Origin of the sequence: Bradyrhizobium sp. (assembly GCF_016462955.1) — a bacterium.
Lineage (GTDB): Bacteria > Pseudomonadota > Alphaproteobacteria > Rhizobiales > Xanthobacteraceae > Bradyrhizobium.
Map to the genome: position 1 here is coordinate 815 of NZ_JAEMSD010000091.1, position 16,370 is coordinate 17,184.

14 protein-coding genes are annotated in these 16,370 nt (G+C 63.8%); 2 read left to right on the plus strand and 12 right to left on the minus strand.

Annotated features, from left to right (window positions below; translation table 11 throughout):
* Together JHD07_RS12425 and JHD07_RS12430 are read right to left on the minus strand one after the other, a co-directional pair.
* A partial coding sequence (locus JHD07_RS12425; protein ID WP_291622409.1) for an ATP-binding cassette domain-containing protein occupies nt 1-1,570 on the minus strand: 1,570 nt, incomplete at its 3' end.
* Nucleotides 1,571-1,577: 7 nt separating this feature from the next.
* Nucleotides 1,578-2,618 carry a branched-chain amino acid ABC transporter permease gene (locus JHD07_RS12430; RefSeq protein WP_291622411.1) on the minus strand — a complete coding sequence of 347 codons (1,041 nt, stop codon included), beginning with the start codon at nt 2,616-2,618 and terminating at the stop codon, nt 1,578-1,580.
* 173 nt (nt 2,619-2,791) lie between these two features.
* On the opposite strand from JHD07_RS12430, the gene JHD07_RS12435 reads away from it, so the two are divergent.
* Complete coding sequence (locus tag JHD07_RS12435; protein ID WP_291622413.1) at nt 2,792-3,313, plus strand: MarR family transcriptional regulator; 522 nt, start codon at nt 2,792-2,794, stop codon at nt 3,311-3,313.
* A gap of 64 nt (nt 3,314-3,377) precedes the next feature.
* Here JHD07_RS12435 and JHD07_RS12440 read toward each other — a convergent pair whose 3' ends face one another.
* The 10 genes from JHD07_RS12440 to JHD07_RS12485 all read right to left on the minus strand — a co-directional run bounded on the left by JHD07_RS12440 (nt 3,378) and on the right by JHD07_RS12485 (nt 14,907).
* Nucleotides 3,378-4,658, minus strand: a complete 1,281-nt coding sequence (locus JHD07_RS12440) for a glycerate kinase (protein ID WP_291622414.1) — start codon at nt 4,656-4,658, stop codon at nt 3,378-3,380.
* Between the two features lie 180 nt (nt 4,659-4,838).
* A complete protein-coding gene (locus tag JHD07_RS12445; RefSeq protein ID WP_291622417.1) occupies nt 4,839-6,068 on the minus strand; it encodes an ABC transporter substrate-binding protein in 1,230 nt (409 codons plus the stop codon).
* A gap of 178 nt (nt 6,069-6,246) precedes the next feature.
* Complete coding sequence (locus JHD07_RS12450; protein ID WP_291622418.1) at nt 6,247-7,473, minus strand: ABC transporter substrate-binding protein; 1,227 nt, start codon at nt 7,471-7,473, stop codon at nt 6,247-6,249.
* A gap of 254 nt (nt 7,474-7,727) precedes the next feature.
* Nucleotides 7,728-8,954 carry an ABC transporter substrate-binding protein gene (locus JHD07_RS12455; RefSeq protein ID WP_291622420.1) on the minus strand — a complete coding sequence of 409 codons (1,227 nt, stop codon included), beginning with the start codon at nt 8,952-8,954 and terminating at the stop codon, nt 7,728-7,730.
* Between the two features lie 116 nt (nt 8,955-9,070).
* Nucleotides 9,071-10,306 carry an ABC transporter substrate-binding protein gene (locus JHD07_RS12460; RefSeq protein WP_291622422.1) on the minus strand — a complete coding sequence of 412 codons (1,236 nt, stop codon included), beginning with the start codon at nt 10,304-10,306 and terminating at the stop codon, nt 9,071-9,073.
* A gap of 39 nt (nt 10,307-10,345) precedes the next feature.
* Entirely contained in the window at nt 10,346-11,365 is a 1,020-nt protein-coding gene (locus tag JHD07_RS12465) for a branched-chain amino acid ABC transporter permease (RefSeq protein ID WP_291622424.1), read from the minus strand.
* A gap of 2 nt (nt 11,366-11,367) precedes the next feature.
* Nucleotides 11,368-12,246, minus strand: a complete 879-nt coding sequence (locus tag JHD07_RS12470) for a branched-chain amino acid ABC transporter permease (protein ID WP_291622427.1) — start codon at nt 12,244-12,246, stop codon at nt 11,368-11,370.
* A 220-nt stretch (nt 12,247-12,466) separates the two neighbouring features.
* The gene (locus JHD07_RS12475; RefSeq protein WP_291622429.1) at nt 12,467-13,180 is read right to left on the minus strand and encodes an ABC transporter ATP-binding protein; all 714 of its coding nucleotides are present in this window, start codon (nt 13,178-13,180) and stop codon (nt 12,467-12,469) included.
* On the minus strand, nt 13,177-13,974 hold the full coding sequence (locus tag JHD07_RS12480) for an ABC transporter ATP-binding protein (RefSeq protein ID WP_291622431.1): 798 nt from the start codon (nt 13,972-13,974) through the stop codon (nt 13,177-13,179). The genes JHD07_RS12475 and JHD07_RS12480 overlap by 4 nt, the downstream gene beginning before the upstream one ends.
* 66 nt (nt 13,975-14,040) lie before the next feature.
* Nucleotides 14,041-14,907, minus strand: coding sequence for an IclR family transcriptional regulator (locus JHD07_RS12485; RefSeq protein ID WP_291622436.1), 867 nt, complete (start codon nt 14,905-14,907; stop codon nt 14,041-14,043).
* 129 nt (nt 14,908-15,036) lie between these two features.
* Between JHD07_RS12485 and JHD07_RS12490 the strand changes: the two genes are divergently transcribed.
* Nucleotides 15,037-16,370 (plus strand): 3-hydroxyacyl-CoA dehydrogenase NAD-binding domain-containing protein (locus tag JHD07_RS12490; protein WP_291622433.1); only part of this gene is annotated, 1,334 nt, incomplete at its 3' end.

Here is a 16,370-nt window from a genome sequence, read left to right on the forward strand (position 1 = left end):
GCTTCTCCATGTGGCGCAGTCCCGCGGCCGGCTCGTCGAGCAGCAGCAGCATCGGATCGACGCAGAGCGCGCGGGCGATCTCGACGATGCGCTGCTGGCCCAGCGAGAGGCTGCCTGCCAGCTGGTGCATCTGTTCGGTGAGGCCGACGCGCTCGATCTGGCGGGCGGCCTCCGCGAGCAGCCGGGCTTCGTCGGCGCGGTCGAGCCGCAGCATCGAAGACACGGGTCCCGAATGGCCGCGCAGATGCGCGCCGATCGCGACGTTCTCCAGCACGGTCATGTCGGGCACCAGCTTGACGTGCTGGAAGGTCCTGCTGATGCCGAGCTTCACGATCTCCTGCGGCGGTGCGTTGTCGACCTTCCTGCCGAGCACGGAGATCGAGCCCGCGGTCGCCGACAGCACGCCGGTGATCAGGTTGAAGGTCGTGCTCTTGCCGGCGCCGTTCGGGCCGATCAGCGCGACGATTTCGCGGGCCTTGACGTCGAAGGAGACGTTGTTGACCGCGACCACGCCGCCGAACTGCTTTCGCGCCTTGTCGACCTGGAGCAGGACGCCGGCCTCGGCGGGAGCGCGGGTGCGATGCTCCAGCTTCAGCGAGGTGTCCAGCTTCTTGCCGCCGGTCCGCTCGGGGAGGAACGACATCAGCCAGGGCCAGAGGCCGCCGGGCGCGAGCTGCAGCAGCGCCACCAGCATGATGCCGAACACGATGGTCTCGACCTGGCCGGAGCCCGGCAGGATCATCGGCAGATAGCTCTGCAGCACCTCCTTCAGGACCACGACGATGGCCGCGCCGAGGACGCCGCCCCAGACATAGCCGGCGCCGCCGACCACCGCGATGAAGAGATATTCGATGCCCATATGCGCGCCGAACGGGGTCGGGTTCACCGCGCGCTGCAGATGGGCGTACAGCCAGCCCGACAGGCCGGCGAGCACCGCGGCGTGGATGAACACCAGCAGTTTTGCGCGCGGCGTGTGCACGCCGAAGGCTTCCGCCGCGATATGGCCTCGGCGCAGCGCGCGGATCGCGCGGCCGGTGCGGGAGTCCAGCAGGTTCATCGTCAGCAGCGCCGAGACGATCACGGCGATCCAGATCGCGTAATAGATCGAGCCGGGCGAGAGCATCTTGAACGTGCCGATCGACAGCGGCGGGATCGCGGATATGCCGTCGTTGCGGCCCAGGAATTCCAGCTTGCTGAAGAGATAGAACAGCCCGAGCCCCCAGGCGAGCGTGCCGAGGGGTAGATAATGGCCGGAGAGCCGGACGGTGATCAGGCCGAGCAGCACCGCGAACAGGCCGCTGACCAGGAGCGACAGCGGCAGCGTCAGCCACGGCGACAGGCCGTAGGCGGTCGTCAGTACGGCGGTGGTGTAGGCTCCGAAGCCGACGAAGGCCGCCTGGCCGAACGAGGTCAGGCCGCCGACGCCGGTCAGCAGCACGAGGCCCATCGCGACCAGGGCGGCAAGGCCGATATTGTCGAGCAGCACGATCCAGAACGGCGGCATGCCCGGGACGAACGGGATCGCCGCCATGACGGCTGCAAAGACGATGATGGGAAGCCGGCTCTGCATCTTGGCGTCAGTCCTTCTCTTCCTCGACCGCGGGCGCGGCGAGCGAGCGCAGCAGCAGCACGGGGATCAGCAGCATGAAGACGATGACCTCTTTGTAGTTGGAGGCGTAGAAGGACGAGAACGCCTCGACGATGCCGACCACCAGCGCCGCGACTGCGGTGAGGGGGTAGCTGACGAGGCCACCGATGATCGCGGCGACGAAGCCCTTCAGGCCGATCAGGAATCCGCTGTCGTAATACAGCGTCGTGATCGGCACGATCAGGATGCCCGAGAGCGCGCCGATGACGGAGGCGAGCAGGAAGGCGATCTGCCCCGACAGCGTGGTGCGGATGCCGGCAAGCCGCGCGCCGAGCCGGTTCACCGCGGTCGCGCGCAGCGCCTTGCCGTACAGCGTCAGGCCGAAGAACAGCCAGAGGGCGACGATGAAGGCGATGGTGATGGCGTAGACGGTGATGCTCTGGCCGGTGAAGCGGAGCGCGCCGGCGGTGAAGGCGCCGGACAGCACGGCGGGCCCGCGCTGGCCTTCAGCGCCGAAGAACAACAGGCCAAGCCCCTGCAGCGCCAAATGAACGCCCACCGAGGCGATCAGCAGCACCAGCACGGAGGTGTGCGCCAGCGGCTGGAAGGCGATGCGGTAGAGATACAGGCCGATCATCGCCACGATCACCAGCGACAGCGCGATGCAGATCGCGACCGGCGGCTTCTGGGCGGCGAAGTACAGGGTCAGCGCCAGCACGATCGCCGGCAGCACGATGTTGGTGACGAGGCTGCGCAGGACCAGGCGGCCGTGCAAGGCCTTGCGGGCCACGAACAGGTCGAAGCCGAAGGCGCCGATGCCGAGCGCCAGCGCGAGCTTTGCCGTGCCAGGCATCTGGCCCGCCGCCAGCGAGGCATAGGTCAGCGCGCCATAGGTGACGAACTCGCCCTGGGGAATGAGGATGACGCGGGTGACCGCGAACACCAGCACCAGCGCCAGGCCGAGCAGCGCATAGATGGCGCCGTTGGTGATGCCGTCCTGCACCAGGAACAGCATGATGGTGGTATTCAAGACCGGACGCTCCCCCTAATCCGGACCGGTCCTCGCGATTACGGTGGACGGTCCGCTCACAGCCATTGAAAAACGCTGACGATATTTGGTATGGTCCATAACAATTATCAAATATAACATCAAGGGTGGGGAGCGACCCGTCCCGAATTTATCGGGATTGCGAGCACGAGGCGATGACCGTTTCCAAAACCGCTGAAAAGTCTTCCGGAAAACCGGCCGACGCGGCCAAGGGCCGCAAGGACGCGGGCGAGCCGCAGGCGGAAGCCCTCCAGCTCGGCGAGTTGTCCGAGCAGCTCGGCTATGTCCTGAAACGTGCCCAGCTCAAGGTGTTCGAGAACTTCCTGCGCTGCGTGGCCTCGCTGCAACTGACGCCCGCGCAGTTCTCGGTGCTGTTGCTGGTCGAGAAGAACCCGGGCCGTAACCAGACCGAGATCGCCTCCACGCTTGGCATCCTCAGGCCGAACTTCGTGGCCATGCTCGACAATCTCGAGAGCCGCGACCTCTGCACGCGGATCCGCTCCACAAACGACCGCCGCTCGCACATCCTGGTGCTCACCGACAAGGGCAAGGCGGTGCTGGCCCGCGCCAAGAAGCTGGTCGCCACCAAGCACGAGGCGCGGCTGAACGATTTGCTCGGCCAGGCCAACCGCGAGGCCCTGCTCGCGATGCTCGCCAAGATCGCCAACGAGTTTTGACGGGGCGCTCTCTATCCACCGTCATGGCCGGGACAAGCCCGGCCATGACGGAGATACCTAGGCCTCAATCCACCAAAATCACCCGGATGTCGTTCACGTTGGTCAGCGTCGGGCCCGGCTTGAGCAGGTCCCCCGTCGCCTCGAAAAACGCGGTCGCGTCGTTGTTGTCGAGATAGGCCTGCGGCTGCAGCCCCAGCACCTTCATCTTCGCGAAGGTCGTCGCGTCGATCATTGCGCCGGCGGGATCGGTCGGATGGCCGGCGCCGCCGTCGGCGCCGTCGGTGTCGCCGGCCAGCGCGGCAATGCCCGGCGTGTCCTGCAACAGCGAGGCCAGCGCCAGCGCGTATTCCTGGTTGGGGCCGCCGCGCCCGTTGCCACGCACGGTGACCGTGAGTTCGCCGCCGGAGAGGATCGCGAGGCGCCTGCCTTGCGCGCGGGCGTCCAGCGCCAGCCTGGCATGCGCGGCGGCGACCTCGCGCGCCTCGCCCTCGAGATCGGCGCCGAGATCGATCGTCTCGTAACCGGACGCGCGCGCGAGCTTCACCGCGGCGTCGAGCGACTGCCTGGGCCGCGCGATCAGCTCGAACGAGGCGCGCGCAAACGCAGCGTCACCCGGCTTGCAGCTCTCATTGGCGGGATCCTCGAGCGCGCGGCGCACGGCATCGTCGACGTCGAGCCGGTATTTCGCGACGATCGCGCGCGCGTCCGCCAGCGTGGTCGGATCCGGCACCGTGGGGCCGGAAGCGATCGCGGACGGATCGTCATGCGGCACGTCGGAGATCGCGAGCGTGACGATCTCGGCGCGTTGCCCCGCGCGGGCCAGCCGACCGCCCTTGATCCGCGACAGGTGCTTGCGCACGATGTTCATCTCGCCGATCGGTGCGCCCGAGCGCAGCAGCGCCTTGTTGACCGCCTGCTTCTGCGCGAAGCTGATGCCCTCCACCGGCGCGATCCAGTTGGCCGAGCCGCCGCCGGTCAGCAGCACCAGCAGCAAATCGTCGGGACCGGCTTCGCCAGCGAGCGCGAGCGTGTCGGCGGCGCCCTTCAGTCCGGCCTCGTCAGGCACGGGATGGCCGGCCTCGACCACGCGGATGCGGCGGGTCGGCACGCCGTAGCCGTGGCGCGTGGTGGCGATGCCAACGAGGCGCTCCGGCGCCAGCGCGAGCGCGTCGAGATAATGCCGCTCGGCGGCCGCGGCCATGGCGCCGGCGCCCTTGCCAGCCGCGAGGCAGATCACGCGTCCCCGGGGCGCAGGCTGCAAATGGGGAGCCAGCACCACGTTGGGATGGGCGGCGTCAACCGCGGCGTCATAGAGCGCGCGAAGCAGGGGACGGCGGTCGGTCATTGCGGAAAGCCTTGGCAGACGGAAGAGATCGGCGGCAGCGCGCCCGTTCCATGCCTACCGCATCATGCGCGAAAGCGTAAGCCGGCTCGCCCATCATTCGATGGTGCTCGCAATCGCGGCGCAACAAAAAGCCCCCTGCGTGATCAGCGCAGGGGGCTTGCTCGTGCTGGTTCCAGCGGGCTAGCCGCCGGCGTCGGCGCTGATCACCTCGCCGAACAGATCCCACTTGTCGCCCTTGAACTTCATGAGCTGGAGCGAGCTGATCGGTGCGAAGTCGTTCGGTCCGGTGTTGATCTTGATGCCGGGCAGCAGCACTTCGGTGCGGAAGTCCTTCAGGCTCGCCGCCTGCTTCATGACGTTCTCGCGCGTCAGATTGTCACCGCACTTCTTCAGCACCTCGACCAGCGTCTGTGCCACGCCGTAGCCGACGACGGTGCCGCCGTCGAGCTTGTCGCCTTCGGGGAAGTATTTCGTCATGAACTCCAGGAAGGCCTTCATGCCGGGGTCGTCCTTCCACTGCGGATCGGACACGTCCTTAAGATAGGCGGCCGAGATGATGTCCTGCGAATTCTCGAAGCCGGCGGGCTTGATCACGCTGCCGACCGAGGCCGAGACGTTGTTGAGGAAGTGCGTCGGCTTCCAGCCGATTTCGGAGATCTTCTTGATCGCCTGCGCCGCGAATTTCGGCGTGGTGATGTTGACGAAGACATCGGCGCCGGTCGCCTTCAACTTGACGATGTGATTGTCGATGGTCGGCTCCGAGGTCTCGTAGCTTTCCTCCAGCACGATCATGCTGGCAGCCTTGGCCCCGAGGCCGTCCTTCAGGCCCTTCAGATAGTCCTTGCCGTAATCGTCGTTCTGGTAGAGCACGCCGATCTTGGCGTTCGGCATGGCCTTCAGGATGTACTTTGCGTAGATCTGCGTCTCGCTCTGGTAATTGGGCTGCCAGCCCATCGTCCAGGGGAAGTTTTGCGCATCGTTCCACTTGGTGGCGCCGGTGGCGACGAACAGCTGCGGCACCTTCTTCGAATTCATGTATTTTTGGATCGCCGAGTTCGGCGGCGTGCCGAGAGAATTGAAGACGAGCAGCACCTCGTCGCTCTCGACCAGCTTGCGGGCCTGCTCCACCGTCTTCGGCGGCGAGTATGCGTCGTCATAGGAAACGAAGTTGATCTTTCGGCCGTTGATGCCGCCCTCGTCGTTGATCTTCTTGAAATAGGCGGCTTCGGTGCGCCCGATGATGCCGTAGGCGGAGGCCGGTCCGCTGTAGGGCATGATGTTGCCGATCTTGATCTCGGTGTCGGTCGCGCCGTTATCGTATTTCTTCTGGGCCGATGCAGTTGAAGCCGAAGCCGCGATGAGCGTGAGCGCCAATGATGCGGCCGCAAGCTTGCCGGTGACAGCAGGCATTCCAATCTCCCTGTTTTTCTTGGTGTGTGCGTCCTTTTTCTTGGCTTGATCGTTTTTGGGGACGCGGCTGCAATTCAATACGATTTGCCCGGAAGCTTCAAGGAAAACCCCTGCGGCAAGTCCGCAGGGGCTACGTTTTTGGTCGATCAGGGCTTGGATTTTCAGCCCTTGGTTAAGGTCAGCCGCCGACGTCGCCGCTCAAGACGTCGCCAAAGCGCTCCCAATGCTCGCCCTTGAACCGGATCAACTGCAGCTGCGAGAGCGGCGCGAAGTCGGTCGCCGAGGTGTTGACCTTGACGCCCGGCAGCAGGCCGGCCGGCTCGAAGTCCTTGATGCTTGCGGCCTGCTTCATGATGTTCTCGCGGGTCAGATTGTCGCCGCAGGCCTTGAGCACGTGAACGAGGCCTTGCGCGACGATGTAGCCGTACATCACCGAGGCGTCGGCGCGGTTCGCTTCCGGATAGTACTTGTCCAGGAATTCGTTCCAGGCGATCATCGCCTTGTCGCTCTTCCACTGCGCGTCGGTCGGATCCTTGAAGTATTGCGACGAGATGATGTCCTGAGCGTTCTCGAACCCGGCCGGCTTGATCACGCTGCCGATCGAGCCCGAGACGTTGTTGAGGAAGTGCAGCGGCTTCCAGCCGATCTCGGCGTTCTTCTTGATCGCCTGTGCCGCGAATTTCGGCGTCGTGATGTTGAAGAACACGTCGGCGCCGGTCGCCTTCAGCTTGACGATGTGGGAGTCGATGGTCGGCTCGGAGACTTCGTAGCTCTCCTCCATCACGATCATCGAGGTCTTGGCGCCGAGCCCATCCTTGAAGCCCTTCAGATAGTCCTTGCCGTAATCGTCGTTCTGGTAAAGCACGGCGATCTTGGCGTTCGGGTGGTTCTTCAGGATATACTTGGCGTAGATGATCGACTCGCTCTGATAGTTGGGTTGCCAGCCCATCGTCCACGGGAAGTTCTGCGGATCGTTCCACTTGGTGGCGCCGGTGGCGACGAACAGCTGCGGCACCTTCTTCTGGTTCATGTATTTCTGGATTGCCGAGTTCGGCGGCGTGCCGAGCGAGTTGAAGATCAGCAGCACCTCGTCGCTCTCGACCAGCTTGCGCGCCTGCTCCACGGTCTTCGGCGGCGAGTAGGCGTCGTCATAGGTCACGAAGTTGATCTTGCGGCCGTTGATGCCGCCCTCCGCGTTGATCTTGCGGAAATAGGCCTCCTCCGTCTTGCCGATCACGCCGTAGGCGGACGCCGGTCCGCTGTAGGGCATGATGTTGCCGATCTTGATTTCCGTATCGGATGCGCCGGTTTCGTATTTCTTCTGCGCGAGCGCCGTCGTGGACAGCGTGGCGGCCAGCACGAGGGCAGCCGAGAAGGCCCCCAATCGCACATGCATTGCAGGCATCTTGTTCATCTCCCTGGGTCGGATTGAATGTGTCGTGTTCTTGATTGGAAGCGATCGTTGGGTGTCGCTTCGGTGAACATTCAATACCCTTCCCGGGCGGGCAGCAAGGAAAACGCCCTGGCGAAGCAGTCGCACCGGGGCGCTGTTTTTTGGAATGGACGTGGAATATTCCGGCGCGCGAGATGAGGCGCGTCGTCATTTAACTGCGCGCAAGTTGTCGCTGGACCCTGCGGCTATCCAGAATTGCGCCGGCGTCAGTGGCGGATGTCGCTCGACATGATGTCGCCGAAGAGCTCCCACTTCTTGCCCTTGAAGCGCATCATCTGGAGCTGTTCGATCGGGGCGAAATCATCCGGCGCGGTGTTGATCTTGATGCCGGGCAGCAACGTATCGGGCTCGAAATCCTTCAGGCTCGCGGCCTGCCTCATGACGTTCTCGCGGGTGAGATCGTCGCCGCACAGCTGCAGCACCTTCACCATGGTCTGCGCTGCGGCATAGCCGTACACGACACCGGCATCGAGCTTGTTGGCCTTGGGTTGGTACTGTGCGAGGAAATTGTAGAATTTCTTCATGCCATCGTCGGCGTTCCACTGCGGGTCGGAGCCGTCCTTGGCGTAGGTCGCCGACAGGACGCCTTGCGAAATCTCGATACCGGCCGGCTCCAGCACGGCTCCGACCGAGGCCGAGACGTTCGAGATGATCTGCATCGGATGCCAGTTGATCTCTGCCGCTTTCTTGATTCCTTGCGCGGCGAATTTCGTGGCCGTGATACTGATGAAGATGTCGGCGCCGGAGGCTTTCAGCTTGACGACGCGCTCGTCGATGGTCGGCTCGGAGGGGTCGTAGGCCTCTTCCCGCACGATCATCGCTGCCTTGGATCCAAGGCCCTCCTTCAGCCCCTTCAGGTAGTCCTTGCCGAAATCGTCGTTCTGGTAGAGCACGGCGATCTTTCCGTCCGGCTTCGCCTTCATGATGTACTTGGCATAAATGCGGGCCTCGCTGACGTAGCTCGGCTGCCAGCCCATGGTCCAGGGATAGTGCTCGGGGTCATTCCATTTCGACGCGCCGCTCGCCACGAACAATTGCGGCACCTTCTTTTCGTTCATGTATTTGCGGATGGCGGTGTTGGTGGACGTACCGAGCGAGCCGAAGATCAGCAGCACACCGTCGTTCTCGACCAGCTTGCGCGCCTGCTCCACCGTCTTCGGCGGCGAATAGCCGTCGTCATAGGAGATGAATTTGACCTTGCGGCCGTTGATGCCGCCCTCGGCATTGACCTTGTTGAAATAGGCTTCTTCGGTCCTGCCAATCGCGGCATAGGCGGACGCCGGACCGCTATAGGGCATGATGTTACCGATCTTGATCTCGGTATCGGACGCGCCGCTGTCGTATTTCTTTTGCGCCAGCGCTTCGCTGCTCATTGCAGTGCACAAGGCGAGTGCGGTGCATAGCACCGCAACCTGGAAACGAACGGCGGCCATTGTTCTCCTACCCCGGGACGGATCGGTCGCATTGAACAAGATTGGCGCCTGGCGTCAACAAAAAGCCCCCGCGGGCGTCTGCGGGGGCTCTTCGCTTTGGTTGTCGCGTCAGCGCATCACTCGGTGGCGACGTCGCCGCTGATGGTCTCGCCGAACAGTTCCCACTTCTCGCCCTTGAAGCGCATCATCTGAAGCTGCGCAATCGGGGCGAAGTCGGTGGCGCTGGTGTTGATCTTGACGCCGGGCAGTAGCGTATCCGGAGCAAAATCCTTCAGCGAAGCCGCCTGCTTCATGATGTTGGCGCGGGTGAGATCGTCACCGCACATTTCCAGCACCTTGGCCAGGGTCGACGCGGCGCCGTAGCCATAGACCATGCTGGTATCGGACTTGTCGGCACCGGGCATGTATTTGTCGACGAACTCGTTCCACCGCTTCATGCCGGGATCGTTGGCCCACTGCGGATCGGTCGAGTCCTTGGCATAGGCGGCCGACAGCACGCCCTGGGCGTTCTCGAAGCCGGCGGGCTTCATCACGCTGCCGACCGAGATCGACACGTTGGTGAGGATCTGGAGCGGCTTCCAGTTGAGTTCCGCCGTCTTCTTGATGGTCTGCGCCGCAAATTTCGGCGTGGTGTAGATCAGGAGCACGTCGGGATTGGCCGCCTTGATCTTGACGATGTGACCATCGATCGAGGGCTCGGAGATCTCATAGCTCTCTTCCATGATGATCATGGACGAGGCCTTGGCGCCGAGACCGTCCTTGGTACCCTTGAGATAGTCTTTGCCGAAATCGTCGTTCTGGTAGAGGATCGCGACCTTGGCGTCCGGCTTCTCCTTCATCAGCCATTTCGCGTAGATCTGCGCTTCGCTCTGGTAAGAGGGCTGCCAGCCCATGGTCCAGGGGAAGTTCTTCGGATCGTTCCACTTGGTGGCGCCGGTGGCGACGAAGAGTTGCGGAATCTTCTTGGCGTTGAGGTATTTCTGGATGGCCGTGTTCGATGGCGTGCCGAGCGGATTGAACACCACCAGCACCTCGTCGCTCTCGACCAGCTTGCGGACCTGCTCGACCGCTTTCGGCGGCGAATAGCCGTCGTCGTACGTGATGAAGTTGATCTTGCGGCCGTTGATGCCGCCCTTGTCGTTGATCATCCTGAAATAGGCTTCTTCGGTCTTGCCGATGATGCCATAGGCCGATGCCGGACCGCTATACGGCATGATGTTGCCGATCTTGATCTCGGTGTCGGACGCGCCGGTATCGTATTTCTTTTGGGCGAGTGCAGCGCCGGAGGTAAGGGTGATGGCCGCCGTTGCCGTGACCAGCGCGGCGGCTCGCAGTGTTCTTCCAAAGAGCAATTCGGTCTCCTTCTTCGATGAGCGCGTGGGTAAGAGTCTTCAGTTCCGTTTGAGCTTGCCGACCAGCTGCTGGCCGAGGATCGCGACCTGCCTTGCGCCATGCGGCACGAGGTAGATGACGAGGAACAGCAGCACGCCGAACACCGCGCCGGAAAGGCCCTTGGAGATGCTTTCCGCCATGTTCGGCACGAAGATGATGAAGGCCGCGCCGACGAACGAGCCGGGCAGCCAGCCGACGCCGCCGACGACCATGCCGAGGAACAGCGAGATCGCGAGCGTGATAGTGTAGCTGTCGGGTGCGACGAACTGCACGGCGATGGCGCCGAGCGAACCGGCAACGCCGGTGATGCCGGCGGACACGCCGAAGGCCAGCGTCTTGTAGAGCGCGACATTGACGCCCATGGAGGACGCCGCGATCTCGTTGTCGCGGATCGCCATGAAGGCGCGGCCCGAGCGGGAGCGCAGGAGGTTCACCGAGAAGATGTAGATCGCGCCCGTCACGGCGAGCGTGAAATAGTAAAGCCACATGTCCTGCGACATCGGCAGCCCGAACGGCGCGTCCGGCTTGGTGACGACGAGGCCCTGCACGCCGCCGGTCCAGTGCTCGAGGAAGTTCAGCTTGAGCAGCTGCGGCATCGCGGTCGCGAGCGCGAAGGTCGCGAGCGCGAGATAGATGCCCGACAGCCGCAGCGCCGGCTTGCCGAACAAATACCCGAATCCGAAGCAGATCGCCGCGGAAATCGGAATGGTCAGCGCGTAGTTGACGTTGGCATGCTCCATCAGCACTGCCGAGGTATAGGCCCCGACGGCGTAGAACGCGCTCTGGCCGAGCGAGAATTGGCCGGAGCCGCCGGTCAGGATGTTCAGCGCCAGCACCGCGAGCCCGTAGATCAGGACCATCGTCATCTGGAAGATGATGAAGTTCTTGACGAACACCGGCACGATCAGCAACGCCGCCAGCACCACCAGCGAGGTGCCGGTGCCCAGAGTCATGGCCCGCTTCGGAACCGCCTCGACCGCTTCGTGGCCTTCGGCAACGACTTCTTCTGCTGCGCTCATGATCAAACTCGCTTGACGATGTGCCGGCCGAACAGGCCGGCGGGTTTGACGACCAGGACGGAGATGATCAGCGCGAGCGCGATCGGGAGTTTCAACTCATTGCCGACGCCGGGGATGTAGGTGCCGGCGAGGTTCTCGAACACGCCGACGAGGAAGCCGCCGACCACGGCGCCGAACGGGCTCGACAGCCCGCCGAGCACCGCGGCGGCGAAGCCGTAGATCAGCACGCCGCCCATCATGTTGGGCTCAAGGAACACGACCGGTGCGATCAGCATGCCCGCGATGGAGCCGATCGCAGTCGCCATGCCCCAGCCGAGCGCGATCATCCAGCTCGTGTTGATGCCGACGAGGCGAGCCGATTCAGGCACCGACGCAGCGGCTCGCATCGCAAGGCCGATCCGCGTGTACTGGAAGAAGAAATAGAGCGCGAGCAGCAGCGCCACGGTGACGCCGATCATGCCGGCCTGGTGCGTCGAGATCAGCTGGCTGCCGAGGAACGGTGCGGAGCCGAACGGGGTCGGATACTGCTTGATCGTGAAGTCCCAGATCAGGCCCGCCGAGGAGTTGATGATCGCAAACAGCGCGATGAAGCCGGCGACGTTTGTGAGCACCGGCGCCTTGACCAGCGGCTTGAACAGGATGCGCTCGATCGCGATGCCTGCGACGAAGGAAAATGCCAACGTGATCAGGAAGGCGAACCAATAGGATACGCCCCACTGCATCAGCTGCCAGGAGATGAAGGTCGAGAACATCGCCATCTCGCCTTGCGCGAAGTTGAGATGGTCGATGGCCTGGTAGATCATGACCACGGCGAGCGCCATGCAGGCATAGATCGCGCCCGTGGCGATGCCGGCCAGGACCTGGTTGGTGAACAGCTCCATTGTCCCGGCTCCCTAAAACTTGCCCGACACGGGGCGAAATGCTGCGGCGTTGAAGGTCCACCTCTCCCTGAGGGAGAGGTCGGCGCGAAGCGCCGGGTGAGGGGTTGCGGTGCCGCGGTGAAACTGCGGCTCCTCACCCGATTTGCTGCGCAAATCCACATCTCTCCGCTGGGGAGAGGTGGATCGAGAGCGCGGATAGATCATTGCCATCATCGCTCCCTCAGTAACCCAGATAGGATTTGCGGATTTCTTCGTTGTTCGCGATGTCCTTGGCATTGCCCGACATCACGATGCGGCCGGTCTCGATCACATAGGCCTGGTCGGCGAGCTCGAGCGCGAGCTGGGCGTTCTGCTCGACCACCAGGATCGACACCTTGTCCTCGCGGTTGATCTTGCCGAGGATGCCGAACAGGTCGCGCACGACGAGCGGCGCGAGGCCGAAGGAGGGCTCGTCGAGCAGCATCAGCCGCGGCCGCAGCATCAGGGCGCGGGCGACCGCGAGCATCTGCTGCTCGCCGCCGGAGAGTGTGCCGGCCTGCTGGGTGTGGCGCTGCTTCAACACCGGGAAATGCGCATACATGCGCTCAATGTCGGAGACGATGCCGGCGGTATCCTTGCGGGTAATGGCGCCCAGCTGGAGGTTCTCTTCCACCGTCATGTTGGTGAAGGTGCCGCGGCCCTGCGGCACATGGGCGATGCCGAACCGCACGATGCTCTCGGTGGAGCGGTTGTTGAGCGGCTTGCCTTCGAACTCGACTCCGCCGGTGGAGCGCACCATGTTGCAGATCGCGCGCAGCGTGGTGGTCTTGCCGGCGCCGTTGGCGCCCAGCAGCGTGGTCAGCGAGCCCTCGTTGAGTGAAAAGGACAGGCCGTGGAGCGCCTGGACCTGGCCGTAATAGGCGCGCAGGTCCTTGACGTTGAGCAGTGGCGTCATTGGTCTTTGCTCCCGAGATAGGCCTTGATGACGTCGGGATCGGCCTGCACCTGGGCGGGGGTGCCTTCCGCGAGCTTCTTGCCGAAATTCAGCGCAACGACGTGGTCGGCGATCGACATCACGAGGCCCATGTGGTGCTCGACCAGCAGCACGGTCATGTGGCGTTCGCTGCGGATTTTGCGGATGAGGTCGCCGAGCACATAGACTTCCTCGTGGTTGAGGCCGCCGGCGGGCTCGTCGAGCAGCAGGATCTTCGGATCCGCCGCCAGCGCGCGCGCCAGCTCGACGCGCTTCTGCGTGCCGAACGGCAGGCCCGAGACGACAGTGTGGGCGACGTCCTCGAGGCCGAGGTAAGCGAGGATCTCGTGCACCTTCTTGTTGATGCTGGCCTCGCTGCGCCGGACCCAGGCAAGCCTCAGGGAGTCGCTGATGATGTCGCTGGACGTCTTCGCGTGTGCGCCGACGCGGACGTTGTCCATCACGGACAGGTTCGGAAACAGCGCCACGTTCTGAAAGGTGCGGCCGATACCGATCTCGGCGATCCGGTGCGGCGGCCGCGACAGGATGCTCGCGCCCTCCATCAGGATGTCGCCGGACGATGGCTGATACAGCCGCGAGAGACAGTTGAAGAGCGTGGTCTTGCCGGCGCCGTTGGGCCCGATCAAGCCGAGGATCTGGCCCTTGTGCATGTCAAAGGACACGCCGTTGAGCGCGACGATGCCGCCGAACACGACGCTGACGTCGCGAACGGCGAGCAGGGGCGATGTCCCCTGCGCGAGCTGTGCCTGCGTCATCTCGTCTCGCTCACGTCATTCAGTGAGCGATGGAACGATGCTAACCGCTCCCGATGAAAACAATGGCTATCTGAATCCCTCGGCCACACGCGCAACTTTTCCTCCTGATTTCAGCTTTTTGCTGATTTCTTTTTTGGAATGCGGCATCAGACCCCCGAGTGCCGCTTCGATGTTCCTTACCATCGCTACGAGACGCGGTCCAATGTCGTTGATCAAACGCTCTTCCGTGAAACGGAATGCCGGCGCGCCGCAATTGAATGCGTAAGGTCCGGTTCCGTCGTTGAGCTTGAGCGCGACGCCGGCTGCGCCGATGTCGTCGTGCCAGTCGCCGACCGAAATCGCGAAGCCGTGTTTCGCGACCATCTCGCCTGACCGCTCCAATCCGTCGCGCATTTTCGGCCAGCGGCTGCCGTAATGTTCGCGCAGGATGCGCGACACTTCGGCGCGGTTTTCGTCGTCAAGCGCCCAGAAATAGGCGCGGCCCATCGCACTGGTTGCAATCGGCACACGCGAGCCGACGTCGAGTTGAACGCCGACCGTCTCGCTGCCGCGGCTCTGCCCGAAATAGATCATGCTGTGTCGGTCGCGGCCGCCGACGGCGACGGCGCCGCCGGTCGCGCGCATTACGTCCTCGCGGAACGGCTCCGACAAATGCCGCACGCCGAGATTGGCCAGCGCCGCGTATCCCAGCGACATCGCGGCCGGCGCGAGCTGGTATTTCTCGAAGCGGGGAACCGGGGTCAGATAGCCGAGCCGGGTCAGCGTGTAGGTCAGCCGCGACACCGTTGGCTTAGGCAGATTGGTTCGGGCCGCAATCTCCTGATTGCCGAGCAGGCCGTCATTGGGTTGGAATGCGCGCAATACATCCAGTCCGCGGGAAAGCGCGACGACGAAATTCCGATCTGTCGCAGTCTTCTTTCCTGTACGCTTCATCCCAGATCTGCTTCTTGCGCGGAGTCGTTGACAACGTCCGTGCTTCAAAATAACCCTGCCGTCAAGATGCGGAATTAAATTCCGCACTGCGAAATCGAGCAAAAGCAATCCCCACCAAGGAGGGACACCGTGAGCGAAGTGGTCAAGCTTGAGCGTCATGACGAAGTCGGGATCGTCACGGTCAACAGCCCGCCGGTCAATGCGCTGAGTGCCGCAGTGCGCGGTGGCATCCTGGAGTGCATCAAGGCAGCCGTCGCCGATCCCGCCATCAAGGGCATCGTCCTGACCTGTGCCGGCCGCACCTTCATCGCCGGTGCCGACATCACCGAGTTCGGCAAGCCGCCGAAGCCGCCGGCGCTCAACGACGTGCTGTCCGAGATCGAGAATTCGCCGAAGCCCGTCGTCGCCGCGATCCACGGCACCGCGCTCGGCGGCGGCCTCGAGGTCGCGCTCGCCTGTCATTTCCGCGTTGCGGTGAAGGAAGCCAAGCTCGGCCTGCCCGAGGTCAAGCTCGGCCTGTTGCCGGGCGCCGGCGGCACCCAGCGCCTGCCGCGCGCGGTCGGGCCGGAGCTCGCCGTCAAGATGATCGTCGGCGGTGATCCGATCGGTGCGGCGGAAGCGCTCAAGCATGGCCTGATCGAGGAGATCGTCGAAGGTCCGGCTGCCGGCGGCGAGGCGTTCGTCCGCAAGCTGATCGCCGAGAAGCGTCCGCTCAAGCGCCTGCGCGATGACGATTCCAAGCTCGCCGCCGCCAAGGCCGACCGCTCGATCTTCACCAACGCCGTCGCCGCGATGACCAAGAAGTCGCGCGGGCTGGAGGCGCCGTTTGCGGCAGCCGATGCCGTCGGCTACGCCATCGACCTGCCGTTCGATGAAGGCCTGAAGAAGGAGCGCGAGGGCTTCCTCAAGCTCGTCGCCAGCGACCAGTCCAAGGCGCAGCGCTACGCCTTCTTCGCCGAGCGCGAGGCCAACAAGATTGCGGGCGTGCCCGAGGGCACCAAGCCGCGTCCGGTCAACCGCGTCGCCATTCTCGGCGCCGGGACCATGGGCGGCGGCATCGCGATGTCCTTTGCCAATGCCGGCATTCCCGTCACCCTGATCGAGACCGCCGAGGAGCCACTGAAGCGCGGCATGGGCGTGATGCAGAAGAACTGGGAAGCGACCGCCGCGCGCGGCGGCATCCCGGCCGATGCGCCCGCCAAGCGCATGGCGTTGATCGACGGCAAGGTCGGCATCGAGAATGTCGGCGATGCCGACCTCGTCATCGAGGCGGTGTTCGAGACCATGGCGGTGAAGAAGGAAGTGTTCGGCAAGCTCGACCAGTACGCCAAGCCGGGCGCCGTGCTCGCCTCCAACACCTCTTACCTCAACATCGACGAGATCGCGAAGTCGACCAAGCGTCCGCAGGACGTGCTCGGCATGCACTTCTTCTCGCCGGCCAACGTCATGAAGCTGTGCGAGAT

Coding starts and splice junctions, on each gene's coding strand:
- JHD07_RS12435 (WP_291622413.1), top strand. CDS start 2,792: ATGACCGTTTCCAAAACCGCTGAAAAGTCTTCCGGAAAACCGGCCGAC.
- JHD07_RS12440 (WP_291622414.1), bottom strand. CDS start 4,658: ATGACCGACCGCCGTCCCCTGCTTCGCGCGCTCTATGACGCCGCGGTT.
- JHD07_RS12445 (WP_291622417.1), bottom strand. CDS start 6,068: ATGCCTGCTGTCACCGGCAAGCTTGCGGCCGCATCATTGGCGCTCACG.
- JHD07_RS12450 (WP_291622418.1), bottom strand. CDS start 7,473: ATGCCTGCAATGCATGTGCGATTGGGGGCCTTCTCGGCTGCCCTCGTG.
- JHD07_RS12455 (WP_291622420.1), bottom strand. CDS start 8,954: ATGGCCGCCGTTCGTTTCCAGGTTGCGGTGCTATGCACCGCACTCGCC.
- JHD07_RS12465 (WP_291622424.1), bottom strand. CDS start 11,365: ATGAGCGCAGCAGAAGAAGTCGTTGCCGAAGGCCACGAAGCGGTCGAG.
- JHD07_RS12470 (WP_291622427.1), bottom strand. CDS start 12,246: ATGGAGCTGTTCACCAACCAGGTCCTGGCCGGCATCGCCACGGGCGCG.
- JHD07_RS12475 (WP_291622429.1), bottom strand. CDS start 13,180: ATGACGCCACTGCTCAACGTCAAGGACCTGCGCGCCTATTACGGCCAG.
- JHD07_RS12480 (WP_291622431.1), bottom strand. CDS start 13,974: ATGACGCAGGCACAGCTCGCGCAGGGGACATCGCCCCTGCTCGCCGTT.
- JHD07_RS12485 (WP_291622436.1), bottom strand. CDS start 14,907: ATGAAGCGTACAGGAAAGAAGACTGCGACAGATCGGAATTTCGTCGTC.